Raw genomic sequence first — 25,914 nt, 5'->3', positions numbered from 1 at the left:
CACTCGGTTAAACGGTGTGATTAATCGGTGCGTCAGGAAGAAAATGCGGCAAAACCACGCCTGAGATCATTCCGGATATCCTCCAGCGACTCAATGCCCACTGACAGGCGGATCAGGTTGTCGGTGATTCCCGCTTTCTCTCTGTCTTCCGGAGACAGGCGGCCGTGGGTTGTCGTGCCAGGATGTGTGATGGTGGTTTTCACATCTCCCAGGTTGGCCGTAATGGAAATCATGCGGGTGGCGTCAATGAATGCCCAGGCCGCATCTTTGCCGCCGGTGACGGTAAACGACAGCACCCCGCCAAAACCGCTCTGCTGGCGCGCGGCCAGGTCATGCTGGGGATGATCTTTCAGGCCGGCGTAGAAGACCTTTTCGACCCCGGGCTGCTGTTCCAGCCAGTGTGCCAACTCTAGCGCATTCTCGCAGTGGGCGCGCATACGGATTGGTAAGGTTTCCAGTCCCTTGAGAAACACCCAGGCATTGAAAGGACTGAGAGTCGGCCCGGCTGAACGGAGGAATCCGTAGACTTCTTCCATCAGCTTGCTGGAGCCTATTACAACGCCCCCGAGGCATCGGCCCTGGCCATCCAGATACTTAGTGGCGGAGTGCATGACGATATCGGCCCCGAACTCAAACGGCCGTTGCAATACCGGTGTGCAGAAGCAGTTATCCACGACGAACAGTGCGCCCGAGGCCCGGGCCAGGGCAGCAAGTGCCGTCATGTCCGCCACTTCGCACAGGGGATTGGAGGGGGTCTCGATGAACATCATGCGGGTATTGGAACGCACCGATGCTTGCCATTCGTCCAGATCCGTGAGGCTGACAAAAGTCGTTTCAATGCCAAACCTGGCCAGGTACTTCTGGAAAAGTACATTGGTGGTGCCGAACACGCCGCGAGAGCAGATCACATGATCGCCACTCTGCAGCAGCGACATGCAGATGCTCAGGATCGCCGCCATGCCAGAGGCTGTCGCGACCGCCCGCTCACCGCCTTCCATCGCCGCAATCCTTGCTTCAAAGGCCTGCACTGTGGGGTTGGTGAACCGGGAATAGATGTTGCCAGGCTCTTCGCCAGAAAACCGGGCCGCTGCCTGGGCTGCACTGCCATAAACGAAACTGGAGGTCGGGAAGATGGCATCACCGTGCTCCAGCTGGTCGGTTCTGATCTGTCCTGCACGCACGGCAAGGGTATCAACCGAAACCCCATCGAGATCGGATTCAGGAATGGATACAAACTCTTCACGTCGCAGAGTCATAATACCGCGCCTCAGTCGTCGTCGTTATGCAGGTCAATAATCCCATTGTCCGTGTCTCTGCCCACATCGCTGTATCCCTGGGAAGCTGCTCCCGACTGGATCTCGTCACCGCGCTGGGATTCGAGTTTTTCAAGATAGGCTCGGTCAATGTCTCCTGTCACATAATGGCCGTCAAACACGGAACACTCCCAGCCCTCGATATCCGGATTGACATCGCTGACGCAGGTAATCAGGTCATCGAGATCCTGATAAAGCAGCCAGTCTGCGCCAATCAGCTCGCGGATTTCCTCGATGCTGCGATCATGGGCGATAAGTTCACTGGCCGCTGGCATATCGATGCCGTAGACGTTGGGATACCGGACAGGCGGCGCAGCGGAGGCAAAATACACCTTGCGGGCACCAGCGTCCCTGGCCATCTGCACAATCTCTTTGCAGGTCGTCCCCCGGACAATGGAGTCATCCACCAGCATTACATTCTTGCCCCGGAATTCCAGGTCGATCGGATTCAGTTTCTGGCGCACGGATTTCTTGCGCAGCTTCTGCCCTGGCATAATGAAGGTGCGGCCGATATAGCGGTTCTTGATGAACCCTTCCCGGAACTTGACCCCCAGCCGGTAAGCCATTTGCATGGCGGACGTCCGGCTCGTATCGGGAATCGGCATGACCACATCTATGTCGTGGTCCGGATTTTCCCGCAGAACCTTGTCCGCGAGGGTCTCCCCCATTCTCAGACGGGCCTTGTAGACGGAGACCCGGTCCATGATGGAGTCAGGGCGGGCAAAGTAGACATGTTCAAAGATGCAGGGAATCAGGTGATTTTCTTTTGCGCACTGGCGGGTATAAAGAGTGCCGTCCGTCTCAATGTAGACCGCCTCTCCCGGCGCTATGTCACGCACCAGGGTAAAGCCGGCGGCGCTCAGGGCGACGCTTTCCGAGGCGATCATGTACTCCTGACCGGCTTCCGTTTTCCGGACGCCGTAGCAGACGGGACGGATCCCGTTCGGATCCCGGAAGCCCACAATGCCATAGCCGGTAACCATGGCAATCACTGCATAGGCGCCCCGGCAACGCTCATGAACAGCGCTGACGGCGGAAAAGATCTCTTCCTTCGTGGGGTCCAGCTTGCCCAGCTTCTGGAGCTCATGGGCAAACACATTGAGCAGGACTTCGGAGTCGGAATTGGTGTTGATATGGCGCAGATCGGTGCGAAAGAGATCCCGGCTCAGATCGTCTGCATTGGTCAGGTTGCCATTGTGGGCCAGGGTGATGCCATAGGGGCTGTTGACGTAAAATGGCTGAGCCTCTGCAGAACTGGCACTGCCCGCTGTGGGATAGCGGACATGGCCAATACCCACGTTGCCGACCAGTCGTTGCATGTGGCGGGTGCGGAACACATCCCGCACCAGGCCGTTGTCCTTGCGCAGAAAAAACCGGTCAGCCTGAAATGTCACAATGCCGGCCGCATCCTGGCCCCGGTGCTGAAGGACGGTCAAGGCGTCGTACAACGTCTGATTCACGTTGGTGGTACTGACTACTCCTACAATTCCACACATGGGTACTGACTTCTCCAGAGCATTAAAACAGAAATATTAATGGGCGAGCGTTCCCATGACTGCGGCATCCGTGTCTGCCTCGGCAGCGGGACCGAGATACCGGCCGAATTCGTCGCCAAGGGTCCGTCTGGACCACTCTTCAACGACTGCAAGGCGGTCAATCATGATGGAGGTTCGCCACCAGGTGTCTTCCGCCAGGGGTGTGTAACGGGTGAAGGCTATAGCCACAATGACCACCACCAGCCCCCGCAGCAGACCAAACCCCATTCCCAGCACCCGATCCGTTGCCGTAAGGCCTGTGGCCTTCACCAGGTGGCCAATCATGTTGTTTATGATCGCCCCCACAATCAGCGTGCCAAAAAACAGAATGGCAAAGGCCGCCACAAGACGAACCATGGGTGTTTCCACGGTGCCTTCCAGCAGAGCCTGCATCTGGGGATGGAACGTACGTGCAATGATGAAAGCGCCAACCCAGGAAACCAGCGACAGGGCTTCCCTGACGAATCCACGTTTGAGGCTGATCAGCGTTGACACGGCAATCAGTGCGATGATGACCCAATCAATCCAGATCAGCGCATTCATGAGCAACCCGACAGTAATACGAAAGCGCGAATTCTATCAGGAATAAGGGCCACACCAAACCGGTAAAAACCTGGATCTGCCCGGCCCGCTACTCGCCGGATACGATCAGACCGTTGACCCCAAACGCCGTGTCCAGCTCACCCTTGGCTTCCCGGGCATCTTCCTTGTCGGCAAAGGGACCGGCAAATACGCGGGTGAAGGTGGTTTCACCGCCTTCTACCCGCTGTGTATGGGCGTCATAGCCTTTTTCGCGAACATTGTCCCGCAACCGGCGGGCGTTATCGGCATTGCCAAAGCTGCCGAGCTGAACCACCCAGGCGCCTTCCAGGGAGCGGGCAAATTCGACACTCTGAGCTGGCTCGGACTCCACTTCCGCTGCAGACGGAGCAGTATCCGCAACTGGTTCTTCGGAACGGCGTTCGGGCTCAACAACTGGCTTCGGCTCTTCTGCAGGGGCCGCCGCCTGTGCCCCTTCGTCGGCGTCCCTTTCAGGGACCTGCGGCGGCTCTACTTCTTCAATCCGGTAGGAAGGGGGTTCCGCAGAAGGCTCGGGGGGCCGCTCAACCTCGGGGAAAGGCGGCTCCTCAGCTATGTCCAGAACACGGGAAGAGCGCTCGACGTGAGGCTCATCAAACAGCATGGGCACGAAAATAACGGCCAGGGATATGAGCACCAGGGCTCCGATCAGCCGTTGCTTGAGACCATCCACGTTATTTACTCTCCCCTTCAGTAACTGTCCTGGGCGCCGCTCGCTATCCGAGCCGGCTCAAGTGCGGATACTAACCGGCCAGGGGTGATAACTCAAAGTCCCATAGCGTCCATGACTGAACTTTAACTGCCCTTCCCTCCGCCGAGGGTCGAGAGGAGGTAAAGGCGGGCTTCCGCCACGGTATAAAAAGAACCGAAAACAATAATCAGGTCTTCCGGGGAGGCGCGCTCCAGCGCCAGATTCACACCTTCCGTCACAGTATCACAACTATGCTGGGTACCTGCAGCCAGAAGTCCCTGCAGCCGGGACTCAAGAGCCGGCACACCCAGTCCCCGGTTTCCTGACAGACCTGCGAGAATCCAGTGGTCCACTGTACCCATGAGCTCAACCACTACCCCGGCACTGTCTTTGTCTTCAAGGCAGGCATAGACCGCGAAGACTTTCCCGGGCGGCGGGGCAATTTCGTTCATCCGAGCCGCCAGCCAGCGGGCGGCGTGCGGGTTGTGACCCACATCGAGAACAACCCGGGGATGCTCCTGAAGGCACTCGAAGCGGCCGGGCACACGGACTCTGGCAAGGGTGCTGAAAATGGTGGTATCGGAAAGATCAGGCTCAAGCCAGAGCACGGCCATTACCGCCGCCGCCAGGCTGGTGACCGGCAGTGGCGTCACCGGCAAAGGAACCCGGCGATCCAGCTCGGGGATATCAACGCGGCTGCCATCTTCGGGCACGGAGTAGTCCACGCCATAGCGCCAGAGAGGCACCTGCTGGGCCCTGGCCTGTTGCAGTACGGAACCCGGTGGCGCCTGATCGGCGTATATGGCCGGGCGCCCCTGGCGCAATATGCCGGCCTTTTCAAAACCAATGGTCTCCCGGTCATTGCCCAGCCAGGCGGCATGGTCTATGTCGACGGAGGTGATGATGGCCAGATCTGCGTCAAGGACATTGACCGCATCCAGCCTGCCGCCCAGACCCACTTCCAGCACCCAGTCATCCAGGCCTGCTTCCTGCATCACCAGAAACGCGGCCAGGGTGCCGAACTCAAAATAAGTCAGGGACACCGAACCCCGGGCCGCTTCAATCTTCTCAAACGCCGAGATCAGGGAGGCATCATCAACATCCTGCCCGTTCACCCGGATGCGTTCGTTATACCTGGTGAGATGGGGCGAGGTATAGGTACCAACGCGCCTGCCGGCGGCAAGCAGCAGCGCCTCAATGCAGGCGACGGTGCTGCCCTTGCCATTGGTGCCGCCCACGGTGATGATGCGGCCCCCGGGTCTGCCCGGCATCAGACGACGCAGGACCAAAAGGACCCGATCCAGACCCATATCGATTTCAGATGGGTGGAGAGCTTCGAGATAGCTCAACCAGGCGTCCAGAGAGGCGTCGGGGCCCGGTCTGACCGGACCCTGGCCTTTACTGCTCAGGGACATTCACTTCAGGCTTTTCCGAAGGCTCGAATTCGATCGGTGCTTCCGGCTCCGGTTTTTCCTGGCCGGTGAATTTGGCCAGAACCGATGCAATCCGGCTTCTGAGCTCGTGGCGATGGAGAATCATATCGATGGCGCCATGCTCCAGAAGAAATTCGCTACGCTGAAATCCCTCTGGCAGCTTCTCCCGAACCGTCTGCTCGATAACCCGCGGACCGGCAAAGCCGATCAGTGCGTGGGGCTCTGCAATGTTGAGGTCCCCCAGCATGGCCAGGCTGGCTGATACACCGCCGAACACGGGGTCCGTCAGTACGGAAATATAGGGAACACCCTCCTGCTTCATGCGCTCCAGCACAGCAGCAGTCTTCGCCATCTGCATGAGGGAGAGAATTGCCTCCTGCATGCGCGCGCCACCGCTGGCGGAAAAGCAGACCAGAGGAATGCGCTCCTCCAGGGCAATATTGGCGGCCCGGACAAACTTCTCCCCCACCACCTGGCCCATGGAGCCGCCAAGAAAATTGAACTCGAAAGAGCATGCCACCAGGGGCACACCGAGGGTGCGGCCCTTCATGACCACCAGCGCATCTTTTTCGCCGGTGGCTTTCTGGTTCTGGACGAGACGCTCCTTGTAGCGGCGGGTGTCCTTGAACTTCAGACGGTCCCAGGGCTCAAGGTCATTGGCAATCTCCTCCCGCTCTTCCGGGTCCAGGAATATGTCCAGCCGGCGCCTTGCGGTAACTCGCATGTGGTGATTGCACTTGGGGCAGACATCGAGGTTCTTGTCCAGCTCAGGCCTGTAAAGAAAACCGCCGCACTTGGGACACTTTTTCCAGAGCCCTTCCGGCACGCTGGTCCGCTGCTTGGAATCCGAGCGGATCATGCTCGGCATTATCTTGTCCAGCCAGTTACTCATGATGTCATCCTGTACTTTAAGGCTTTCTGTTCAGAGCGCCTGGACGCGCTGATTCAGGAGGCAAGTCCGTCCAGCGCCTCACGCATGGGGTGCAACAGATCCGTCAAAGCCCGCTTCAGCTGCTCCGGGTCGGTCTGGTTACTGGCTATTGTATCCACCAGCACACTACCAACAATTACACCATCGGATACCCTGCCAACCTCGGCAGCGGTCTGCGCATCCCTGATGCCAAACCCGACAGCCACCGGCAAAGCCGTCAGAGTATGAATATTGTTTACCCTGTCTGCCACTTCCGGGACATTGATTCCCTTTGCGCCAGTCACACCCCTGAAAGAAACATAGTACACATATCCCGAGGAGTGCTCACTGATTGCCCGGATCCGCTCATCTGTGGTAGTCGGGGAAAGCAGGAAAATGGCATCCAGCTCCCGGGCTGTAAACAGCGGTGCCACCTCATCGGCCTCTTCCGGCGGCAGGTCAACGGTCAGAATGCCGTCCACTCCGGAGTCCTTTGCTGAATCGGCGAATGCTTCGAAGCCCATGGCTTCCATGGGGTTGAGGTAGCCCATGAGCACAACGGGGGTGCGGTCGTCCGTCTCGCGGAAGCTGCGCACCATGCCCAGCACCTGCCGGAGGGAGGTGCCGTGGACAAGCGCCCGCTCGCAGGCAAGCTGGATTACCGGACCATCGGCCATGGGATCAGAAAATGGCACTCCCAGCTCAATGATGTCGGCGCCGGCCTTTACCAGCGTGTGCATGAGGCCAACTGTCTGGTCCGGAGCCGGATCCCCCGCGGTGATATACGGAATAAGAGCCTTGCGCCCCTGACCTTTCAATGCCTCAAACACACCTGCAATACGACTCATGCCTGCTCCTTTATCCCTGATGGTGGCGGTCGCAATGCCGCCCCGGTCCGCTGTTTTTAAAGTTCAATACCGTCAAGCTGGGCAACCGTGTGTATGTCCTTGTCACCGCGGCCGGAAATGTTGATCACGATCATCTTGTCACTGCTCATTGTCGGCGCAAGCTTCATGGCATAGGACACTGCATGAGCTGTCTCCAGCGCCGGCATGATGCCTTCCACCCTGGTCAGTTCCCGGAAGCCGTCCAGCGCCTCGTCATCGGTTACCGAAACATAGTGGGCGCGACCGATATCCTTCAGCCAGCTGTGCTCCGGACCCACGCCGGGGTAATCCAGACCGGCGCTGACTGAATGGGTGCCGGCAATCTGACCATTCTCGTCTTCCATCAGATAGGTCCGGTTGCCGTGCAATACCCCTGGCCGACCGGCCGACAGTGGCGCTGCGTGACGGCCGGTTTCAATACCCAGGCCGCCAGCCTCGACACCGTACATTTCGACGCTTTCGTCCGTCAGGAAGGGGTGGAACATGCCAATGGCATTGGACCCGCCGCCAACGCATGCAACCAGCGCATCAGGCAGCTTGCCGGCCTGACGCAGGGACTGCTCCCGGGTTTCCCGTCCGATCACCGACTGGAAATCCCTCACCAGCAGCGGATAGGGATGGGGGCCGGCCACGGTACCAATGATGTAAAAGGTGTCGTCCACATTGGTGACCCAGTCACGCATGGCGTCATTCATTGCGTCCTTGAGAGTGCGGGTGCCGCTGGTGACCGCATGCACCTGAGCACCAAGCAGTTTCATCCGGAAAACGTTCAGGGACTGCCGCTGGACGTCTTCTGCACCCATGAAAATGTGGCATTCAAGCCCCAGGCGGGCACACACGGTAGCCGTGGCAACACCGTGCTGACCGGCTCCTGTCTCCGCAATGATCCGCTTCTTGCCCAGAAAGCTGGCCAAAAGGGCTTGGCCGACGGTGTTGTTTACCTTGTGGGCACCGGTGTGGTTGAGGTCCTCCCGCTTGAGCCAGATCTGGGCTCCGCCCGCCTTTTTCGTCAGCCGCTCCGCAAAGTACAGCGGGCTGGGACGACCTACGTAATGCGCCAGGTCCTTGTCGAACTGGGCCTGAAAGTCCGGATCCGTTTTGAGCCGGAGATACTCCCGCTCAAGAATCATCAGTGAATCCATCAGGGTTTCCGAGACAAAGCGCCCGCCATAAGCACCAAAATGGCCGCGGGTATCCGGAAGCATGCTGAGCATTTCGTCAGTCAGTTTCATCGACACGGTGAACCTCTTTCAGGAATTCGTTAATTCGGGACACGTCTTTGATACCTTTCCGCGCATTGGGACCTTTCAGCTCCACCCCGCCACTGACATCAACCGCCCAGGGTCTCACCTGTGCAACGGCGCGAGCCACGTTATCAGAGTTCAAACCGCCGGCCAATATCAGCGGCACCGGCCTCCTGGACGGTATCAGTGACCAGTCAAAGCCCTTGCCAGTACCCCCGTAAAGGGCGGGATCCCAGGCATCCACCAGTATTCCAGACGCATTATGGTAAGTGTGAAAAGCTGCTTCAATATCCTCCCGGTTCTGCACCCGCACCGCCTTGATCCAGCGTCGCGCAAAACCCTCACAGAAGGCTGGTGTTTCATCCCCGTGAAACTGCAGTAGATCCAGGGGTACCACTTCAGTTACAGCCTTCACTTCGGCTGGCGAAGGGTTCACAAACAGCCCCACCAGATTGACAAAGGCCGGGAGCGCGCGAGCTATGTCCGCAGCCACCTCCAGGGTTACGGCCCTGGGGCTGGGCCCATAGAACACCAGACCAATGGCGTCCGCTCCGGCCGTCGCAGCTGCCACAGCGTGGTCGCGGGTTGTGATGCCACACACTTTTGTACGAGTTCTCATGGGATTTCGCTCACCTGCGTTTCAGATTTAAACCAGGGTCGCGCAAAACCCGGGCCGGGTTCGCTGGCTGGCACACCAAAAGCGGAGGGGTAACCCACGTCCACCAGGTACAGGCCATAGGGAGGCGCAGTCACTCCCGCCAGCGTCCGATTGCGAGCCCCCAGTATGTCATGAATCCAGCTCGATGGTCGCTTGCCACACCCAACCGCCATTAGCGCACCGGCAATATTCCTGACCATGTGATGAAGAAAGGCATTGGCCTGGACATCAATGACAAGGAAATCGTCATGGCGGGTTACCGTGATGTGATGGAGATTCCGGTTGGGCGTGCGGGACTGGCAGCCAGCGGCGCGGAACGAGGAAAAGTCATGCTCACCAACAAGAACCTGGGCAGCCCTGTGCATGGCACCAGCGTCCAGCGGCCGGTAGTTCCAGGAAACCTGATGGCGCAGGATACCTGGCCGAACCGGATGGTTGTATATCACATAGCGATAGCGCCGGTGATGCGCCGAGAAACGGGCGTGAAACTCATCTGCCATGTTGCCTGCCCAGTGCACGGACACCGAGCTCGGCAGGGCGGTGTTGATACCCATCACCCAGGAGCGGATATTCCGGATGGACCGGGTATCAAAATGCACCACCTGATAACTGGCATGGACTCCGGCGTCGGTCCGGCCGGCACAGACCAATTCCACCGGATGGTTTGCCACTTTGGCCACGGCCCGGCTCAGCACCCCTTCAACAGAGGGGATCCCGGATTTCTGATACTGCCAGCCATGAAAGCAGGCACCATCGTACTCAAAAACCAGAGCGACCCGGCCGCTCCCAATTGCATCATCTGTGGTCAGGTCGGGGTGGCAGACAAACAAGGAGGTTTACCAATTCTCAGGTCCGAACAAAAACAAAACGCCGGGACCCGTAAGGGTCGCCGGCGTCATGCGCGTGTCACAAACCGATTATATACGATCAGGGCAGGTTTTTAAGCATGTCCTGGGCTTCGGCCTTCTGTTCCTCGCTACCTTCGATGGCCACTTCCTCGAGAATGTCCCGGGCACCATCGGCATCGCCCATTTCCACATAGGCGCGGGCCAGATCCAGCTTGGTGGCCGCTTCGTCGGTTCCCGACAGGAAGTCGAAGTCGTCTTCTTCCCCAAGATCGGACTCCTGCAGTTCAGGAGACTCCGAAGGCCTGGCTGGTGGCTTTTCTTCTGCGGTTTCGCTCACGTCCGGGCCTTCCGGCTCAACAATGGGCGCACCCGCCAGCCGCTCTTCATCAGTGCCTGGCTCCAGCTCGAGATCCAGATCCGCGTCGCTGAGAGTATCCTCAACATCGAGTTCCAGCTCTTCCTTTTCCGCCTCTGGCTTTTCCGTTTCTTCGCCACCGCGGTCAGCAACTTCTTCCATGAGGGCAAGGTCTTCGTCCGACACGTCCAGCTCAAGGTCATCAAGCTCGTCGCCGGACAGGGAGGATAGCCCTTCAATGTCGTCTTCCCCAGCCACTTTTTCCAGCTCGGCGTCGAGTTCGTCAAGGAAAGACTCGTCCAGTGACCCGTCATCCGCCCGGATTAGGGCCTCTTCATCGTCTTTTGGCGTTTCCGTCTGGTACACCTGATCGCCGGTCTCGGCGCTGTCAATACCCACGTCCTCCGGCTTCAGTGAGGGCATTTCCTCTTCCAGATCCAGCGGTTCTTCGGTCAGCGCTCTGGGCTCAACCGCCTCTTCCGTCTCTGCAAGTTCGTCGGCTTCGTCCAGCGTGGTGTCCGATTTGAAATCGACGGTGTAGTCGTCCTCGGCGTCTTTCTCAAGCTCCAGGCTCAGATCCTCGAGATCCTTGTCGGTTGACGTGTCGATTTCCTCTTCATCGAGCTCTGACTCGTCAGGGGTAACGGACAGATCGTATTCGATCGCACCGTATTCCTCTTCCTTCTTCTCAGACTCCTCCTCGCCGGCACTCTCCAGCAGGGATTCCTCATCCAGCTCAAGATCTTCCAGCGCCGACTCAAAGTCGTCAGATTCAGGAGATTCTTCGTCCTTCACGGCCTTCTTTTCGGCCTCTGGCTCCTCCAGATCGAATCCTTCTTCAAAGTCGAAACTGTATTCATCTTCCGCCTCGGCGGCGGCCGCCTCTTTCGCAGGTTCCGCTGCCGGCGCCTCGAACGAGCCTGAACGCAATTGGGATTCCAGATCGTCGATGCTGGGTCCGGATTCAGCTTCTTCGAGCCTGTGCCTCAGGGCTTCCGCTTCTGCGATGGCCTCGCCGTCCTCGAGAGCCTCCAGTTCCCTGAGCTGTTTTTCGAAAGCACTTCTGTCCTGGCTGTCTGCATAGACGCCCAGCAGTTTCAGGCGGAGATCAGAACGGCTCGGCTCGCGGGATATGGCTCCCTCGAGGGCCTGGGCCGCCTGATCCAGACGGCCATAGGCTATGTAGACGTCTGCATCCGCGAGCGGGTCGGCGCCTTCCAGCTCTTCCGCAGCGGCGCTCTCTTCTGCAACCTCCAGGTCGAAGCTGTCCTCCTCGGTGCCCGACTCGCGATTCAGTTGCTCGTAAAACTCTTTTTCCCGATTGGCATTGCGACGAGCCAGAAGCAGAAGCAAGAACAGCAGCAGGATCAGGCCGCCGCCCAGAGCAACCTGGTAAAGTGTATTGCCCTTGATCTCATCGATTACATTGCCGGGGAAACCCTTGTCTTTGACTGGCTGTTCCGCCGCAGGAGGTGTCACCGCCGGGGCAGGTTCAGCCACGGGAGCGTCTTCCGCTTCGGCGACTTCACCGGCTTCGTCCGTGGGTTCTGCAGCAGGAGCTTCTTCGGTTACAGGCTCTGCGGCTTCATCAGCTTCTGCTGCTACCTCTGCCCCTGCTTCCTCTCGCGCTGCATCTTCAACCGGCTGCTCCGTCTCAGTCTCTTCGTCGGCAATATCCGCCGCGTCTTCATCAACCGCTACCGGCGCATCGGTGGCAGCGTCAGTGTCAGCGCCCGGCGTCATTTCCGCATCAGCCTCGGGGCCAGCTCCGTCCATTGCAGGGGGCTGTTCCGCTGGGGCGTCTTCACCAACCATTTCCTGCATTTCGGAAAGTTGGGTGTTTTTGAGCTCAATCAGACGCTGAAGGGTTTGGACCTGATCCTCCATGTCCTGCAGGCGGGACGAGAGCTCTTCGTTCTCACGACGGGTCCGGTCCAGTTCCTCCAGAGCGACCGCCTGTCCGGCTTCCGCGCCACCTGTGCCCGCATCGGTGCCAGCAACAGATCCGCCCTCGTCAGCCGTACGGCCTTCACCGTCATCGGCAGCAATGAGCCTGAGCTCATCGCCGGCCTCGGCACGGGCCGGGGCCGCTTGCTGCTCATCGTCGGCGTCCGTGGCATCCACCGGTCGCTGTCCGGCTGCAATGGCCTCATTCTGGACGCGTACCTGTCGCGCAGCTTCCGCAGGGCTTCGCTGCTGCACCTGGTCAAGGCTGGGTATGCGTAACACTTCGCCCTGCTTCAGGCGATTGATGTTGTCGCCGATAAAGGCATCGGGGTTGAGATCCTGAATGGCCAGCATCACCTGCTGCGGTGTCACCTGATTGCTGGGCCTTGCGGCCTGGGCAATCGCCCATAGCGTGTCGGAGGGACCAGTCGGGCCAAAGGCCGAGCCGGAACGGGGCGCGGAGGCAACGTTTCTGGCGGGCTCCTGGGTGGGGAGCCGTGTCGCCCTGGCCGGCTGCTGCTGGCGGGGCTGAGTCGTAGCTGGCGCCTGCACCTGCTCTTCGAGCCCTGACTGCTCGGCGTACACCGGTGGATCCAGCAACAGCGAATATTCCCGCATCAGCCGGCCACTGGGCCAGTTAACCTCGATAAGGAAGTTCAGGTAGGGCTCCCTGACAGGCTGTCTGGATGTCACATTGACAACCAGACCCCCACCGGGCGCTGAATCCACACTGAACCTGAGATTGGTCAGGAAAAAGTCCCGGTCGATACCGAGCCTTTCGAAACTCTGCGGGGATGCGAGTTCCACGATTATGTTATCCCGGCTGACGCCCTCTGTTTTGCGCAGGGGAATCTCTGCATCCAGAGGCTCATTCAGAAAGGACTGAAGTTCAACTTCTCCTAACCCCAGCGCCTGAGCAACACCAGAGCCAAGCCCCCCCGCAAGAGCCAGGGCAACCGCAAGCTTGCGTACCTTCATGCTTTTTCCTTACCAGTCTCCGTTATTCGTTACTGCTTTTTCAAACAGAATCGGACGAGGTTGGATGACTTATGCTGTAATTCGTCAGTTTTGTTTTGCTTTGTTATTGGCAAACCGGTCTATCAATTTGGGCAAGTATTGTTGATAAAGCCAGTTTTATCAATCAATCAGCTTCAATCCTTGCACCACTGGTTCACAAAGCCCATGGAACCCAATGTCTTCACTCATGGCTCTCAGGTGACAGGCATCCTTCTTCACCGCCAGAAGGCAGGCCAGTTCTGATTCCTGGCCCTGCAGGGAGCCTGGCCCAGCTTCCGGGACAGGATGAAGAAACGCCCGTGAAAATAACAGGGGCGGAGACTGAAAACAGCCTCCGCCCCCACCCGGTTAACAAAAACCGGACCCAGTTGGCATTAAGTGCCGCAGGTCACCGCTCCTGGAGGATGCGAAGCATCCGGCGCAGGGGTTCAGCGGCGCCCCAGAGCAGCTGGTCACCAACGGTGAACGCAGAGATATACTCCGGCCCCATTGCCAGCTTGCGGATGCGGCCAATCGGGATACTCAGAGTGCCTGTCACCTTTGCCGGGGTCAGTTCACTCATGGTGGCTTCCCGGTCGTTCGGCACAACTTTCACCCAGTCATTGGCCTTCGCCAGAATCGACTCTATTTCGCTTATCGGCAGGTCCTTGCGCAACTTGATAGTCAGCGCCTGGCTGTGGCTGCGCATGGCGCCGATCCGCACACAGATACCATCGATGGGGATCGGCTTGTCGGTGCGACCCAGAATCTTGTTGGTTTCGCTCTGGGCTTTCCACTCTTCCTTGCTCTGGCCGTTATCAAGCTGCTTGTCGATATAGGGGATCAGGCTGCCGGCAAGAGGCACGCCGAAGTGCTCCGTGGGAAAATCAGCGGCGCGCATCTTCTCGGTCACCAGCCGGTCAACCTGCAGAATGGCCGATGCCGGGTCAGCCAGCAGATCCGCAACGCTGTTCTGCAGTGAGCCCATCTGGTTCAGAAGCTCCCGCATGTGCTTGGCGCCTGAGCCGGAAGCCGCCTGATAGGTCATGGGGGAAACCCACTCGATCAGATCCTGCTCCAGCAGGCCACCCAGGGCCAGCATCATGAGACTGACGGTGCAGTTGCCGCCAATGTAGTCCCTGATACCTTCGTCCAGCGCCTTGTCGATCACCTTGCGGTTGACCGGATCCAGCACGATGACGGAGTGGTCCTTCATGCGCAGCGTGGATGCCGCGTCAATCCAGTAGCCTTCCCAGCCTGCGTCCCGCAGCTTTGGGTACATATCGCTGGTGTAATCGCCGCCCTGACAGGTGACGATCACGTCGAGCGGCATGAGCTCTTCCAGACTGAAGGCGTCCTTCAGGGGCGGAATGCCCGACTTGCCCACATCCGGGGCAGCGCCGCCGGCCTGTGATGTTGAGAAAAACACCGGTTCTATATCGGCGAAGTCATTTTCTTCCTGCATGCGTTGCATGAGGACAGAACCCACCATGCCACGCCAGCCAATTAGTCCAACTCGCTTCATGCGACCTTTGAACCTCATTTTATGCCCGCCCTGAACCCCTATCGCCGGCTCCGGACAGGATGGATGATCCCGCGGTAGCGGCATCGTGCCACCGTCGGGTCTGAAATATAAATAGCGTTCTTACAATGCGGCCAGTACCGCCTGCCCCATCTCACTGGTACCAACCCGACGGCCGTCAGGGGACATAATGTCGGCTGTGCGAAGCCCCTGGTCCAGGACTTTGCTGACAGCCGCTTCAATGGCGCGGGCCGCTTCTTCTGCATTCAGGCTGTACCGCAACATCATCGCCACGGAAAGAATCGTGGCCAGCGGGTTGGCAACGCCCTGGCCCGCGATATCCGGCGCTGAACCGTGACAGGGCTCGAACATGCCCTGCTTCTCGGCATTCATTGAAGCCGAGGGCAGCATCCCGATGGAGCCGGTCAGCATGGCCGCTTCGTCGGATAGAATATCACCAAACATGTTTCCGGTCACAATCACATCGAACTGCTTTGGAGCCCGGACCAGCTGCATGGCCGCGTTGTCCACGTACATGTGGCTCAGCTCGACATCCGGATATTCCTTCGCCAGATCGTTCATGATCTCGCGCCACAGTACGGTCACTTCCAGTACATTGGCCTTGTCCACCGAGCAGAGTCTGCCGTTACGCTGCCGGGCAGCTTCAAAGGCCACACGGCCGATGCGGCGGATTTCAGACTCACGGTAAACATAGGTGTTAAACCCCTGGCGCTCGCCGCCTTCCAGGGTGCGGATGCCCCGGGGCTGACCAAAATAGATGCCGCCGGTAAGCTCCCTGACAATCAGGATATCCAGCCCGGAAACAACCTCCGGCTTGAGGGAAGACGCCGACGCCAGCTGGGGATACAGAATTGCCGGGCGCAGGTTGGCAAACAGCTCCAGGCCGGAGCGCAGGCCAAGCAGCCCCTTCTCCGGACGCAGGGCCATTTCAAGATGATCCCATTTGGGACCGCCGACGGCACCCAGAAGAATCGCATCGGCCTTCTGGGCCCTCTCCATGGTTTTCTTCGGAAGGGGCTCGCCGGTCGCATCAATGGCTGCGCCGCCCACCAGACCGGACTCGAAGCGCAGGTCCAGGCCAAAATTGTCGTTGACCTCGTGGAGGACTTTCTCGGCTTCGGCAACAATTTCCGGCCCGATACCGTCACCCGGAAGCAGAAGAACAGACTGACTCATGAACATTTCCCTCTAAAATCCGTTGTTGGATTAAACTGCCGCGCAGGCCAGACCACAAAGCCCGGCCCTGCAATCAACCTGCAGCATCAAAAAGCCAGGGTGCGGTTTTTCGGCGGCTGTCTTCGTATGCCTTGATGGCATCAGCATCTTCCAGCGTAACCCCGATATCATCCAGACCGTTGAGGAGACAGTGCCGACGGAAGTCATCCACCTCAAATGTGAAGGATTCTCCGGAAGGCGTGGTAACCGTCCTGGCCTCAAGATCCACCGCCAGCTGAAAACCCTCTTCCGCCTCGGCTTCCTGAAACAGCTTGTCCACAATATTCTCTTCAAGAACAACAGGTAAAAGACCATTCTTAAAGCAGTTATTGTAGAAAATATCAGCAAAACTGGGTGCAATGATCACCCTGAAACCGAAATCATCCAGTGCCCAGGGCGCATGCTCCCGGCTTGAGCCACAGCCGAAGTTGCGGCGGGCAAGCAATACGCTGGCATTCCTGTAGCGGGGCTGATTCAGGACAAAGTCCGGGTTCTGCGGCCGCTGGGACGAATCCTGGTCCGGCTTGCCCTCATCCAGATAGCGCAGTTCATCGAACAGATTCGGGCCAAAACCCGTGCGCTTGATCGACTTGAGAAACTGTTTCGGGATGATCATGTCCGTGTCCACATTGGACCGGTCCATCGGAGCCACGACTCCGGTATGTGTTTTCAGTGCTCTCATGATTCTCTCCTCCAGCAGCTCAGTGGCTCAGTTCACTGATATCGGTGAAATGACCTGCAATCGCGGCGGCCGCGGCCATCGCCGGACTCACCAGGTGAGTGCGACCACCGAAACCCTGGCGACCCTCGAAATTACGGTTTGACGTGGAAGCGCAGTGCTCGCCCTGCCCCAGCTTGTCGGCGTTCATCGCCAGACACATGGAACAGCCCGGGTCACGCCACTCAAGGCCAGCCTCAATGAATATCCGGTCCAGCCCCTCCTGCTCAGCCTGCACCTTCACCAGGCCGGAACCTGGCACCACCATCGCCTGTTTCAGCGTTGGGGATACCTTCTTGCCCTTCACCACCGCAGCGGCTTCCCTCAGATCTTCAATCCGGGAATTGGTGCAGGAACCGATGAAAATACGGTCCAGTCTGATATCAGAAATCGGCATATTGGGCTTGAGGCCCATGTATTTCAGTGCCCGGACGATCCCTTCGCGCTTGATGGGGTCTTCCTCACGGTCCGGATCCGGAACATGACCATCCACGCCCACAACCATTTCCGGTGAAGTTCCCCAGGTAACCTGCGGTCGTATATCAGCGGCATCCAGCTCAACCACCTTGTCGAATACTGCATCCGCATCACTGTGCAGGGTCCGCCAGTGGTCTACAGCCCGCTCCCACTGATCACCTTTCGGCGAAAAGGGCCGGCCGCGGACGTAATCAATGGTCTTGTCATCAACAGCAACCATCCCCACCCGGGCACCCGCCTCGATGGACATGTTGCAGATGGTCATCCGCCCCTCCATGGACAGTTCCCGGATGGCCTCGCCACCGAACTCGATGGCGTAACCGCTGCCGCCGGCAGTCCCGATGCGACCAATGATCGCCAGAACCACATCCTTCCCGGTGACGCCGGCTGGAAGCTTTCCGTCCACCCGCACCAGCATGTTCTTCATCTTCTGCTGCACCAGGCACTGGGTCGCCAGCACATGCTCGACTTCCGAGGTCCCGATACCATGAGCCAGGGTGCCGAACGCACCGTGGGTGGATGTGTGGGAGTCGCCGCACACGATGGTCATGCCGGGAAGCGTCGCCCCCTGCTCAGGGCCAATGACATGAACAATGCCCTGCCGCTGGTCTTTTATCTTGAATTCGAGGATGCCGAATTCATCACAGTTTTTGTCGAGGGTTTCCACCTGAATCCGGGATACCGGGTCCACAATGCCCTCAATGCCGCGGGCGCGGTCCGTGGTTGGCACGTTGTGATCGGGCGTTGCCAGATTGGCGTCCAGGCGCCAGGGTTTGCGGTTGGCCAGACGCAGGCCCTCAAACGCCTGGGGCGATGTGACTTCATGCAGCAGGTGACGGTCAATGTAGATAAGCGCCGACCCGTCGTCTCTCTGCTTGACGAGATGGTCGTCCCACAATTTGTCGTACAGCGTTTTGCCTGGCATGGAAGCCTCCAAGGGCGAAAATGGGAGTGACTGAGAGGTAGAATGATACGGGCGGGATGCCATAACCTCAATTCATGTTTATTATAAATACCATTCCATTCTAGAATACCCAACGGAGCAATCCTTAACCGGAGACCAGTGACCCATGGATACCCAGGCTTTGGCCGCCTTTCTGGCCGTGGTGGATGAAGGCTCATTTTCAGCCGCGGCGGATGCGATGAACCTCACCCAGCCGGCCATCAGCAAACGTCTGGCAAGCCTGGAGCAAAGCCTTCAGGTGCCGGTTATCGACCGCTCCCAGCGCAAGCTGGCTCTCACCGACGCTGGAACCCGGCTGCTGCCCCATGCAAGACGCATTCTGGATGAGCTGCACAATGCCCGCCTGGCCCTGTCTGCGGATAACGCCGAGGTGGGTGGACACCTGTCCCTCATCGCAAGCCACCATATCGGCCTGCATCACCTGCCGGCGTGGCTGAGGCGTCTCAACCGGGACTATCCGGAGATTCATCTGGGCCTGCAGTTCATGGATTCCGAAAGCGCCTTTGACCGCATGCGAAAACGCAGGGCCGAGCTGGCCTTCGTCACCCTGAACGATGCCATGGACAGGAGCTTTGAGGTGCATGCCAGGTGGGATGACCCCATGGACTTCGTGGCAGGCAACAGCCACCCCCTGACCCGTATTGAGACGCCGGAACTGGCGGACCTGGCGGATTACAGCGCCCTGCTGCCGGACCCGGGTACCGCCACCTACCGGGCCATCAGCCGTCTGTTTCTGGAAGCGGACCTCACGCTGACGCCGGAGATGCCCACCAATTACCTGGAAACCATCAAGATGATGACCAGCGTTGGTCTGGGCTGGAGCGTTCTGCCAAGGAGCATGGTGGATGAGTCCCTCTGTGTGCTGCCTGTAGACAGGACAGTGACCCGGGTACTTGGCGCCGTGGGTCTGCGGGGGCGGCTGTTGTCACGCCCCGCCCGCTCGCTGCTTTCAATTGTGGATGAACTGCGGTGACGATTCTGGATAAGCTGCGCTGCCCACCCGGTTATCAGGCGGGGGGCTCCTGCGCCTCAGCAGGAATGGGAGGCGGACGAAGCCAGAGCCAGGCGACCACAAAAGCAACGGCCATGGCAGCCGCACTGGCCCAGAATGCCGGCGGCGTGCCCCAGGCATCCACGATGAAGCCCGACAGCGAGGCACCGGCTGCGCCGCCCGCGCCAAAGGTCAGGCCACTGTAGAGCGCCTGCCCCTGGCCATGATGCTGCTCGCCAAAATAGCCCTGGATGTAGTGCACGGAAATGGCATGCAGCGCGCCATAGGAAGCCGCGTGCAGACACTGGGCAATGAGAAGCAGCCAGAGAATCGATGACAGCTCGGCGATCATAATCCATCGGACAAGCGTCAGAAAAACCGCCACCAGAGCAATCTGCCGCACCGTGAAGCGGCGGAAGACATGGTGCATGACCAGAAACAGCCCAATCTCGGCGATCACCCCGAGCGACCAGAGCAGACCTATGGCCAGCCTGTCGTAACCCAGTTTTTCCAGGTGGATACTGAAAAAGGTGTAATAGGCGCCGTGGGAAACCTGAAGCAGGATGTTCATGGCAAAGAATGCCAGCACTGCCGGGTCAGACACTATGGCCTTCAGGCTGCCCTTCGGCGGGCGTTTCGGGCGGGTGGCTGTATCCGCAGGCACCAGCATGGCGGCCGCCACAATACCGCCAAAAAGCGGCAGCAGCAGCCAGGGAAGAGTGGCGATGGGGAGCATGTCCAGCAGCCAGCCGATGCCCGCCACCGCAAGGATAAACCCCACCGAACCCCATAAGCGGATCCGTCCGTAGCGCTCACGGTCCCGCCCGAGGCCCTGCAGGGTAATGACTTCGTACAGCGGAAGTATGGCATTCCAGAAAAAGGTAAAGGCCAGCATGACCAGCATCAGGCCGTAAAAGCCGGTATCGAGAAACACGCCGAGAAAACACATTGCACCTGCTACAGAGCCCAGCCGCACCAGCCGGACCCGCTGGCCGGTGCGGTCCCCGAGCCACCCCCAGAGATTCGGAGCAATCACCTTGGTAAGCTGGATGGTTGCCATCAGCGTGGCAATCTGCAGGTAACTGAACCCCCGCGCCTCCAGGTACAGGGACCAATAAGGCAGCAGCGCCCCCAGCAGGGCGAAGAACCAGAAGTAGAGGTTGGAAAGTCGCCAGTAGATACGCGTTACCTGCCTGTCCGGTTAGCTGGTGCGGTTGGCCTCGATATCCGGCGTGGAGACCCTCACATCCCCGTTCTGCCCCCTGTGACGCAGGTAATGATCCATCAGTACAATGGCCATCATGGCTTCGGCGATGGGCGTCGCGCGGATTCCCACGCATGGGTCGTGACGCCCGGTGGTTACCACCTCGACAGGTTCGCCATCGGCGTTGATGCTGCGCCCGGGCAGTCGAAGGCTGGAGGTCGGCTTCAGCGCAATACTGGCCCGAATGGGCTGGCCTGAGGAAATTCCTCCCAGCACACCCCCCGCATGGTTGGACAGGAAGCCCTCCGGCGTCAGCTCATCCCGGTGCTCCGTGCCCTTCTGGGCAACGCAGCCAAAGCCGGCGCCTATCTCGACACCCTTCACTGCATTGATGCTCATCAGGGCGTGAGCCAGGTCGGCATCAAGGCGATCAAACACCGGCTCCCCCAGTCCCGGCGGCACATGATCAGCCACCACATTGATCCGCGCGCCCACGGAATTGCCCTCCTTGCGCAGGGCATCCATGTAATCTTCCAGCTCCTGCACCTTGCCGGCATCCGGACAGAAAAACGGGTTCTGATGAACCTGGTCCCAGTCGAGATTTTCCACGACAATCGGCCCCAGCTGGGCAAGATAACCCCGTATACGGATACCCAGGCGCTCCGCCAGAAACTTGCGGGCCACCGCACCGGCGGCCACCCGCATGGCGGTTTCCCGGGCCGAGGAGCGTCCGCCACCCCGATAATCCCGGAAGCCATATTTGTGCATGTAGGTATAGTCGGCGTGAGCCGGCCGGAACTGATCGGAGATTTTTGAGTAGTCCTTCGAGCGCTGGTCGGTATTCTCGATCACCAGGCCGATGGGGGTTCCTGTGGTTCTGCCCTCGAAAACACCGGAAAGGATCCGCACTTCATCCGGCTCCCGACGCTGGGTGGTATGGCGGGAAGTGCCCGGCTTGCGACGATCCAGATCCTGCTGAAGGTCTGCTTCCGACAGCTCCATGCCTGGAGGACAGCCATCAATGATGCATCCCAGCGCAGGCCCGTGGCTCTCGCCAAACGTGGTCACCGTGAACAGTTTTCCAATGGTGTTTCCCGACATAATTCAATATCTTGTGTTGTTAAATTAAAGTTATTGCCACCAACTCCAGGGCAGCAAGCGGGCGGGGCTTTCCAGAACCGTCCGGAGCCATGGATGGCGGAGGCCGAGCGTACAGGGACGTATTTACAGCGTGTTCTGGAAAGCCCCGTCCGCTTGCTGACTACTCCACAGTATGCCAAAGCACCTTAGCCATTCTTCCCGGCGTGCCATTCGGCCAGATCCTCGGCGCTGAGCAGAAAAACGCCATCCCCACCCTGTTCGAACTCCAGCCAGATAAACGGAAGTTCCGGATAGGCCGCCTCCAGAGCCGGCCAGCTGTTACCCACTTCGACCAGCAGCAGACCCCGCGGAGCCAGGTGTTCATGTGCGTGAGCCAGAATCCGGTGAGCAATATCGAGACCGTCCGGCCCCGCCGCGAGGCCCAGTACCGGCTCATGATGGAACTCTTCCGGCATGCTCGCCATGTCTTCCGCGTCAACATAGGGCGGATTGCTCAGAATAAGGTCGTAACGACCGGAAATGCCCTCGAACACGTCAGCCTGAAGCGTATTCACCCGGTCGCCCACCTGATGCAGAGCGATGTTCGATCGGGCGACATCCAGCGCATCAGGGGAAATATCCGCAAGATCCACCTCGGCCTCTTCAAATACCAGGGCCGCCGCGATGCCGATGCAGCCGCTGCCGGTGCACAGATCCAGAATCCGGTTGACCTGCTTGTCTCCAATCCATGGCTGCATGCCGGACTGAAGCAGTTCTGAAAACGGTGATCTGGGTATCAGCACCCGCTCGTCAACCCGGAACGGCAGCCCCATAAACCAGGCTTCACCCAGCAGGTAGGCCAGAGGGATCCGCTCGTTTATACGGCGGTCCAGGCGTTCCAGGATCACCCCGCGCTCTTCCCGGGTCAGCCTCGCGTCCAGAAACAGGGTGTTGTTTTCAAGGGGGAGATTCACGCTTCGCATGACCAGGTGGACGGCTTCATCCCAGACGTTGTCCGTGCCATGGCCGTAAAAAAGCTCGGAACCGGCAAACCGGGTGCAGGCGAAACGCACCAGGTCACGAATGGTAAGCAGGTCATCTATGGGCTGTATCACGGGTAACCGGGTCCTTGTTGCAGAGCCGCCTTGCGCGGCGGTTATCGAAAGGTCGGCATTATACGCCTATCAGCGCGCATTCTGCAGCCGGGAAGCCCTCAACGTCAGACGGCCATGGGGCCGGAGCTGTTTTCATCCTCTTCAAACCTGTCCAGTGCCCGGGTCATCCGTTCCCGGCCAATCTGAATGAGTTCCGGGGCTTTGTGGTAATCATAGGTCCGGCTGACGTTCTTGGGCACATTCACCAGCAGGTCCGGCGGATAACCCGCGATTTTGTACTGGACCAGGGCGCTCTGCATGGTTTCAATGGTGAGGTTCATTATATCGAACTTGCCAATACCCAGGCGATCCCAGGCAATGGTCTCGGGTTCCTCCGCCTCGCGCTCCTCGTCTTCATCTTTCCTGTCAGCTTCCTCCTTGTTCTTCTTTTTCTCTTTGTCCTTCCGTGCCTGTTTCGCCGCCACGCTCGCGATCCTGTCCTCAACCGGAATTTCGTCGTCCGGCTCTTCGGAGTCGCGGCGACTCATGAACGAGCGCAGCATATCCCAGTCGAGCCAGCGCGAGGCTTTGGTGCGCATCTTTTCCATCCACTCGTCCATGTCGCTGTCGTCTTCCTGCTCGAAAACCGCGTCCGGAACCTGCTGACCACGCTCTTCTTCGCCGCTGAGGTTGACCGCAAACACAAGGTCGGCATGGGAGGAAATGGTGGGAACAATAGGCAGGGGGTTCAGAAGGGCACCGTCCACCAGCACCCGCCCATTCAACACCACCGGGGTAACAACGCCGGGAATGGCCACCGAGGCCCGAATGGCCTGGTGGAGGGGGCCTTCCTGAAACCAGATTTCCCTGTGGCCAAGAAGGTCCGTGGCAACTGCCGTGTAGGCAATGGGCAGATCCTCGATCTGGATGTTGCCAATCATTTCCCGAACGACCGAGAAGATTTTGTCCCCACGGATGGCTCCAGGGGAAGACAGGGAAACATCAAGCAGCCGGAGGACATCGAACTGGCCAAGGCCGGTGACCCAGTCCTTGTAGTCCTGCATCTTGCCGGCGGCAAAAACGCCCCCGATCAGTGCCCCCATGGAGCATCCGGAAATCGCCGTGATCTCGTAGCCCCGCTCGACCAGCACTTCTATCGCGCCAATGTGGGCATAACCTCTGGCGCCGCCGCTGCCCAGGGTGAGCGCCACGGTTCTGCCGCGACCTGATTTTTTCCGCGGGCCGCTTCGCAGGTCCTTTTTCGTGGAAGACCGCTCGGCGACACCCCTGCCAGTCTCCCCGCTTTCCGGGGAGCCTTCCTCGTTTTCGGAATCTTCAGTATTCCGGGTGTCTTTTTTTTTGCTCATCTTCTGCTGTCGCTCCCTGAAGCCGGGCTACAGTTCACGGCTGTGAAACCACCTTGAGCTCAATCCGGTTTCCAGTCCGGCCGGGTCGGTCAAGGGTCACAGCCGGGCCAATAATTACCGGGACCATCTGGTCACGGCTTACCCCGGCTTTGCCCAGCAGGGGCATAATCGCGTCGGCCGCCTGTTGCGCCCTTTCCATGGCATCGGCTACCGACTCCTTCTCTTTCAGAGTGGTAAAACTGTTGATCAGGACCCGGCTGCCCGGCTCCGCAGCCCATTCCTGCAACTGCCGGCGGGCATTGGTGCTGTATTCAAACTGGAAAGTCACCCCACCTTCCCAGGGCACCACAAGAGGGCCAAGGATTCGGGATGACCCGGCTGTGAATCCGGGCAGCATGGCGCCATCTTCGGTTTTCAGCTGTTCAACCCAGACATACTCCCGATTACTGCCACGGGTCACCGTATAGACCAGCACCACCTGGATCTGGCCTTCGTCGTCCGTGTAAGCCGCTGCAATATAGTCCTGGTCTTCATCCCGTCCGTAAAGCCTGGCTTCACCGAAAATCTGGTTTGCCCAGACGTTGCTACGACCGCAATTCCTCCCCGTACAGCGATAGAGAATGATTGCATTGCGCGCATCCAGTTCATCCAGATAATACTGCCGGGCCTGTGCCCGGCTGGCATCCGGGCGGATCTGCAGCAGCTGACCCTTGCCTTCCACATCAAGCCGTACCATGGACTCGGAACGGATTTCGTTGTTGACTTCCCGCAACGCGCTCAGGATAACAAGATGCCCCGAGGATACGATCGGTCGTTCTTTTTCCACTGTGGCCCTGGGAAACGGACTAATGGTTTCAGCCGTAGCGCCCCCGGCAGTTACCACTGCAACTGCCATGGCAACCAGCAAAAAGATAACTCCGGGACCTGATCGAAAACGTGTTTTTTCAATGCTCATTGATCAAAAAACCCCTGACTGCATCGGCCACCGGGCGGGTATCGCCATCTAGGTGGCAGTGGTGGGAACCGGGCACAACCACCTCTTTCAGAGACGGCATTGCTTCCATACGTGATTGCCAGTGCGCGGGATTGCCAAGCAGGCCCTTTTCCGCGCGGATCAGCAGGGTATCCGCCTTCACCGAGCGGATAAACGCCTGGGTCTGATCTTCGGTGTACATGGTTAGTGAGGGGTGGCGCAACCTGGGATCAGTCCGCCAGACGAAGGCGTCGCCCGCCTGTCTGAGATTCCTGCCCACCAGCTGTTCAGCCGCTTCCGGAGAAAGCGGGCTAAGTCCACCTGCGCGGGCCCGGCCCGCTTCTTTCCGGGTGGCATAACCGCCACTGCTGCCAGAGCCGGATATACGCTTGATGATGCCCCGCCGGAGCTGTGCCACCGCCTCGTCCGCAGTTTTGCTGATGGGCCCGAAACTGTCGATGAGAACCAGCTTACGCACTTTCTCCGGAAAGGCCGCGGCGTAAAGTAATGCCACTATGCCTCCCAGAGAATGGCCCACCAGGTCGACAGGCCGGGAAAAACTGGCGTCCACCATTTCAGCAAGGTCTGCCACGTAATCTACCAGCAGGTAGCTCTGCCCCTGTGGTCTGTGCCCTGAGTGGCCATGACCGGCCATATCAAGGGCGTACACATCCGCGAAACTCCGAAGCTCAGGAGCTAGCCGGACAAAGGAAAGGCAGTTGTCCAGCCAGCCGTGGAGCATCACAACGGGAGGAGCCTCTGGCTGCGGCTTTTCGCATGGCCAGTGCAGGCCGGCAAGAGTGAGGTGGCCCAGGGGCCAGCGGATTTCCTGATAGGTATCTTTGCCTTCTACGGCAGGCTTGCTGGCCAGGGAGTCGTTCATGAAACGGAC

22 protein-coding genes are annotated in these 25,914 nt (G+C 59.1%); 1 reads left to right on the top strand and 21 read right to left on the bottom strand.

Annotation, left to right across the window (positions count from 1 at the left end; all coding sequences use genetic code 11):
* Positions 1 to 32: 32 nt before the first annotated feature.
* The 15 genes from LG327_RS12940 to leuC all read right to left on the bottom strand — a co-directional run bounded on the left by LG327_RS12940 (position 33) and on the right by leuC (position 18,274).
* A complete protein-coding gene (locus tag LG327_RS12940; protein ID WP_404362404.1) occupies positions 33 to 1,256 on the bottom strand; it encodes an O-succinylhomoserine sulfhydrylase in 1,224 nt (407 codons plus the stop codon).
* An 11-nt stretch (positions 1,257 to 1,267) separates the two neighbouring features.
* Positions 1,268 to 2,809 carry an amidophosphoribosyltransferase gene (purF, locus tag LG327_RS12935; RefSeq protein ID WP_404362402.1) on the bottom strand — a complete coding sequence of 514 codons (1,542 nt, stop codon included), beginning with the start codon at positions 2,807 to 2,809 and terminating at the stop codon, positions 1,268 to 1,270.
* A 36-nt stretch (positions 2,810 to 2,845) separates the two neighbouring features.
* A complete protein-coding gene (locus LG327_RS12930; RefSeq protein ID WP_404362400.1) occupies positions 2,846 to 3,391 on the bottom strand; it encodes a CvpA family protein in 546 nt (181 codons plus the stop codon).
* A gap of 88 nt (positions 3,392 to 3,479) precedes the next feature.
* Positions 3,480 to 4,100, bottom strand: a complete 621-nt coding sequence (locus tag LG327_RS12925; protein WP_404362398.1) for an SPOR domain-containing protein — start codon at positions 4,098 to 4,100, stop codon at positions 3,480 to 3,482.
* A gap of 122 nt (positions 4,101 to 4,222) precedes the next feature.
* Positions 4,223 to 5,533 (bottom strand): bifunctional tetrahydrofolate synthase/dihydrofolate synthase, encoded by a 1,311-nt coding sequence (gene folC / locus LG327_RS12920; RefSeq protein WP_404362396.1) that lies wholly within the window; start codon positions 5,531 to 5,533, stop codon positions 4,223 to 4,225.
* Positions 5,517 to 6,443 carry an acetyl-CoA carboxylase, carboxyltransferase subunit beta gene (gene accD / locus LG327_RS12915; protein WP_404362394.1) on the bottom strand — a complete coding sequence of 309 codons (927 nt, stop codon included), beginning with the start codon at positions 6,441 to 6,443 and terminating at the stop codon, positions 5,517 to 5,519. The genes folC and accD overlap by 17 nt, the downstream gene beginning before the upstream one ends.
* Positions 6,444 to 6,496: 53 nt before the next feature.
* Entirely contained in the window at positions 6,497 to 7,309 is an 813-nt protein-coding gene (gene trpA / locus LG327_RS12910; protein ID WP_404362392.1) for a tryptophan synthase subunit alpha, read from the bottom strand.
* Between the two features lie 56 nt (positions 7,310 to 7,365).
* Positions 7,366 to 8,580 (bottom strand): tryptophan synthase subunit beta, encoded by a 1,215-nt coding sequence (gene trpB, locus LG327_RS12905; protein WP_404369416.1) that lies wholly within the window; start codon positions 8,578 to 8,580, stop codon positions 7,366 to 7,368.
* A complete protein-coding gene (locus LG327_RS12900) occupies positions 8,567 to 9,211 on the bottom strand; it encodes a phosphoribosylanthranilate isomerase (protein WP_404362391.1) in 645 nt (214 codons plus the stop codon). The genes trpB and LG327_RS12900 overlap by 14 nt, the downstream gene beginning before the upstream one ends.
* On the bottom strand, positions 9,208 to 10,080 hold the full coding sequence (gene truA / locus LG327_RS12895; RefSeq protein ID WP_404362389.1) for a tRNA pseudouridine(38-40) synthase TruA: 873 nt from the start codon (positions 10,078 to 10,080) through the stop codon (positions 9,208 to 9,210). Before truA ends, LG327_RS12900 begins: the two co-directional genes overlap by 4 nt.
* 97 nt (positions 10,081 to 10,177) lie before the next feature.
* On the bottom strand, positions 10,178 to 13,378 hold the full coding sequence (locus LG327_RS12890) for a FimV/HubP family polar landmark protein (RefSeq protein WP_404362387.1): 3,201 nt from the start codon (positions 13,376 to 13,378) through the stop codon (positions 10,178 to 10,180).
* Positions 13,379 to 13,805: 427 nt separating this feature from the next.
* Positions 13,806 to 14,921 (bottom strand): aspartate-semialdehyde dehydrogenase, encoded by a 1,116-nt coding sequence (gene asd / locus LG327_RS12885; protein ID WP_404362385.1) that lies wholly within the window; start codon positions 14,919 to 14,921, stop codon positions 13,806 to 13,808.
* Between the two features lie 120 nt (positions 14,922 to 15,041).
* The gene (gene leuB, locus LG327_RS12880; protein ID WP_404362383.1) at positions 15,042 to 16,115 is read right to left on the bottom strand and encodes a 3-isopropylmalate dehydrogenase; all 1,074 of its coding nucleotides are present in this window, start codon (positions 16,113 to 16,115) and stop codon (positions 15,042 to 15,044) included.
* Between the two features lie 73 nt (positions 16,116 to 16,188).
* Positions 16,189 to 16,836 carry a 3-isopropylmalate dehydratase small subunit gene (leuD, locus tag LG327_RS12875; protein WP_404362381.1) on the bottom strand — a complete coding sequence of 216 codons (648 nt, stop codon included), beginning with the start codon at positions 16,834 to 16,836 and terminating at the stop codon, positions 16,189 to 16,191.
* 19 nt (positions 16,837 to 16,855) lie between these two features.
* A complete protein-coding gene (gene leuC, locus LG327_RS12870; protein WP_404362379.1) occupies positions 16,856 to 18,274 on the bottom strand; it encodes a 3-isopropylmalate dehydratase large subunit in 1,419 nt (472 codons plus the stop codon).
* A 145-nt stretch (positions 18,275 to 18,419) separates the two neighbouring features.
* On the opposite strand from leuC, the gene LG327_RS12865 reads away from it, so the two are divergent.
* Positions 18,420 to 19,286 carry a LysR family transcriptional regulator gene (locus LG327_RS12865; RefSeq protein ID WP_404362377.1) on the top strand — a complete coding sequence of 289 codons (867 nt, stop codon included), beginning with the start codon at positions 18,420 to 18,422 and terminating at the stop codon, positions 19,284 to 19,286.
* Between the two features lie 34 nt (positions 19,287 to 19,320).
* On the opposite strand, the gene LG327_RS12860 is transcribed toward LG327_RS12865, so the two are convergent.
* From LG327_RS12860 to LG327_RS12835, 6 genes are all read right to left on the bottom strand, one after another.
* Positions 19,321 to 20,427 carry an MFS transporter gene (locus LG327_RS12860; protein WP_404369413.1) on the bottom strand — a complete coding sequence of 369 codons (1,107 nt, stop codon included), beginning with the start codon at positions 20,425 to 20,427 and terminating at the stop codon, positions 19,321 to 19,323.
* 78 nt (positions 20,428 to 20,505) lie between these two features.
* Positions 20,506 to 21,609, bottom strand: a complete 1,104-nt coding sequence (aroC, locus tag LG327_RS12855; protein ID WP_404362375.1) for a chorismate synthase — start codon at positions 21,607 to 21,609, stop codon at positions 20,506 to 20,508.
* A gap of 185 nt (positions 21,610 to 21,794) precedes the next feature.
* A complete protein-coding gene (prmB, locus tag LG327_RS12850) occupies positions 21,795 to 22,703 on the bottom strand; it encodes a 50S ribosomal protein L3 N(5)-glutamine methyltransferase (RefSeq protein WP_404362374.1) in 909 nt (302 codons plus the stop codon).
* Positions 22,704 to 22,807: 104 nt separating this feature from the next.
* Positions 22,808 to 24,049 carry a patatin-like phospholipase family protein gene (locus tag LG327_RS12845; protein ID WP_404362372.1) on the bottom strand — a complete coding sequence of 414 codons (1,242 nt, stop codon included), beginning with the start codon at positions 24,047 to 24,049 and terminating at the stop codon, positions 22,808 to 22,810.
* 34 nt (positions 24,050 to 24,083) lie between these two features.
* A complete protein-coding gene (locus tag LG327_RS12840; protein WP_404362370.1) occupies positions 24,084 to 25,004 on the bottom strand; it encodes a DUF4892 domain-containing protein in 921 nt (306 codons plus the stop codon).
* Complete coding sequence (locus LG327_RS12835) at positions 24,994 to 25,905, bottom strand: alpha/beta fold hydrolase (protein ID WP_404362368.1); 912 nt, start codon at positions 25,903 to 25,905, stop codon at positions 24,994 to 24,996. Before LG327_RS12835 ends, LG327_RS12840 begins: the two co-directional genes overlap by 11 nt.
* Positions 25,906 to 25,914 lie beyond the last annotated feature (9 nt).

This window comes from Marinobacter sp., assembly GCF_044799475.1.
Taxonomy (GTDB): Bacteria; Pseudomonadota; Gammaproteobacteria; order Pseudomonadales; family Oleiphilaceae; genus Marinobacter.
The sequence above is the reverse complement of the archived record's forward strand: the minus strand, read 5'-3'. Positions and strand labels throughout refer to the sequence as shown.

What these genes read in the sequence shown, in the direction of transcription:
- LG327_RS12940 (WP_404362404.1), bottom strand. Translation starts at nt 1,256, where the DNA reads ATGACTCTGCGACGTGAAGAGTTTGTATCCATTCCTGAATCCGATCTC.
- purF (WP_404362402.1), bottom strand. Translation starts at nt 2,809, where the DNA reads ATGTGTGGAATTGTAGGAGTAGTCAGTACCACCAACGTGAATCAGACG.
- LG327_RS12930 (WP_404362400.1), bottom strand. Translation starts at nt 3,391, where the DNA reads ATGAATGCGCTGATCTGGATTGATTGGGTCATCATCGCACTGATTGCC.
- folC (WP_404362396.1), bottom strand. Translation starts at nt 5,533, where the DNA reads ATGTCCCTGAGCAGTAAAGGCCAGGGTCCGGTCAGACCGGGCCCCGAC.
- accD (WP_404362394.1), bottom strand. Translation starts at nt 6,443, where the DNA reads ATGAGTAACTGGCTGGACAAGATAATGCCGAGCATGATCCGCTCGGAT.
- trpA (WP_404362392.1), bottom strand. Translation starts at nt 7,309, where the DNA reads ATGAGTCGTATTGCAGGTGTGTTTGAGGCATTGAAAGGTCAGGGGCGC.
- trpB (WP_404369416.1), bottom strand. Translation starts at nt 8,580, where the DNA reads ATGAAACTGACTGACGAAATGCTCAGCATGCTTCCGGATACCCGCGGC.
- LG327_RS12900 (WP_404362391.1), bottom strand. Translation starts at nt 9,211, where the DNA reads ATGAGAACTCGTACAAAAGTGTGTGGCATCACAACCCGCGACCACGCT.
- LG327_RS12890 (WP_404362387.1), bottom strand. Translation starts at nt 13,378, where the DNA reads ATGAAGGTACGCAAGCTTGCGGTTGCCCTGGCTCTTGCGGGGGGGCTT.
- asd (WP_404362385.1), bottom strand. Translation starts at nt 14,921, where the DNA reads ATGAAGCGAGTTGGACTAATTGGCTGGCGTGGCATGGTGGGTTCTGTC.
- leuB (WP_404362383.1), bottom strand. Translation starts at nt 16,115, where the DNA reads ATGAGTCAGTCTGTTCTTCTGCTTCCGGGTGACGGTATCGGGCCGGAA.
- leuD (WP_404362381.1), bottom strand. Translation starts at nt 16,836, where the DNA reads ATGAGAGCACTGAAAACACATACCGGAGTCGTGGCTCCGATGGACCGG.
- leuC (WP_404362379.1), bottom strand. Translation starts at nt 18,274, where the DNA reads ATGCCAGGCAAAACGCTGTACGACAAATTGTGGGACGACCATCTCGTC.
- LG327_RS12865 (WP_404362377.1), top strand. Translation starts at nt 18,420, where the DNA reads ATGGATACCCAGGCTTTGGCCGCCTTTCTGGCCGTGGTGGATGAAGGC.
- aroC (WP_404362375.1), bottom strand. Translation starts at nt 21,609, where the DNA reads ATGTCGGGAAACACCATTGGAAAACTGTTCACGGTGACCACGTTTGGC.
- LG327_RS12845 (WP_404362372.1), bottom strand. Translation starts at nt 24,049, where the DNA reads ATGAGCAAAAAAAAAGACACCCGGAATACTGAAGATTCCGAAAACGAG.
- LG327_RS12840 (WP_404362370.1), bottom strand. Translation starts at nt 25,004, where the DNA reads ATGAGCATTGAAAAAACACGTTTTCGATCAGGTCCCGGAGTTATCTTT.
- LG327_RS12835 (WP_404362368.1), bottom strand. Translation starts at nt 25,905, where the DNA reads ATGAACGACTCCCTGGCCAGCAAGCCTGCCGTAGAAGGCAAAGATACC.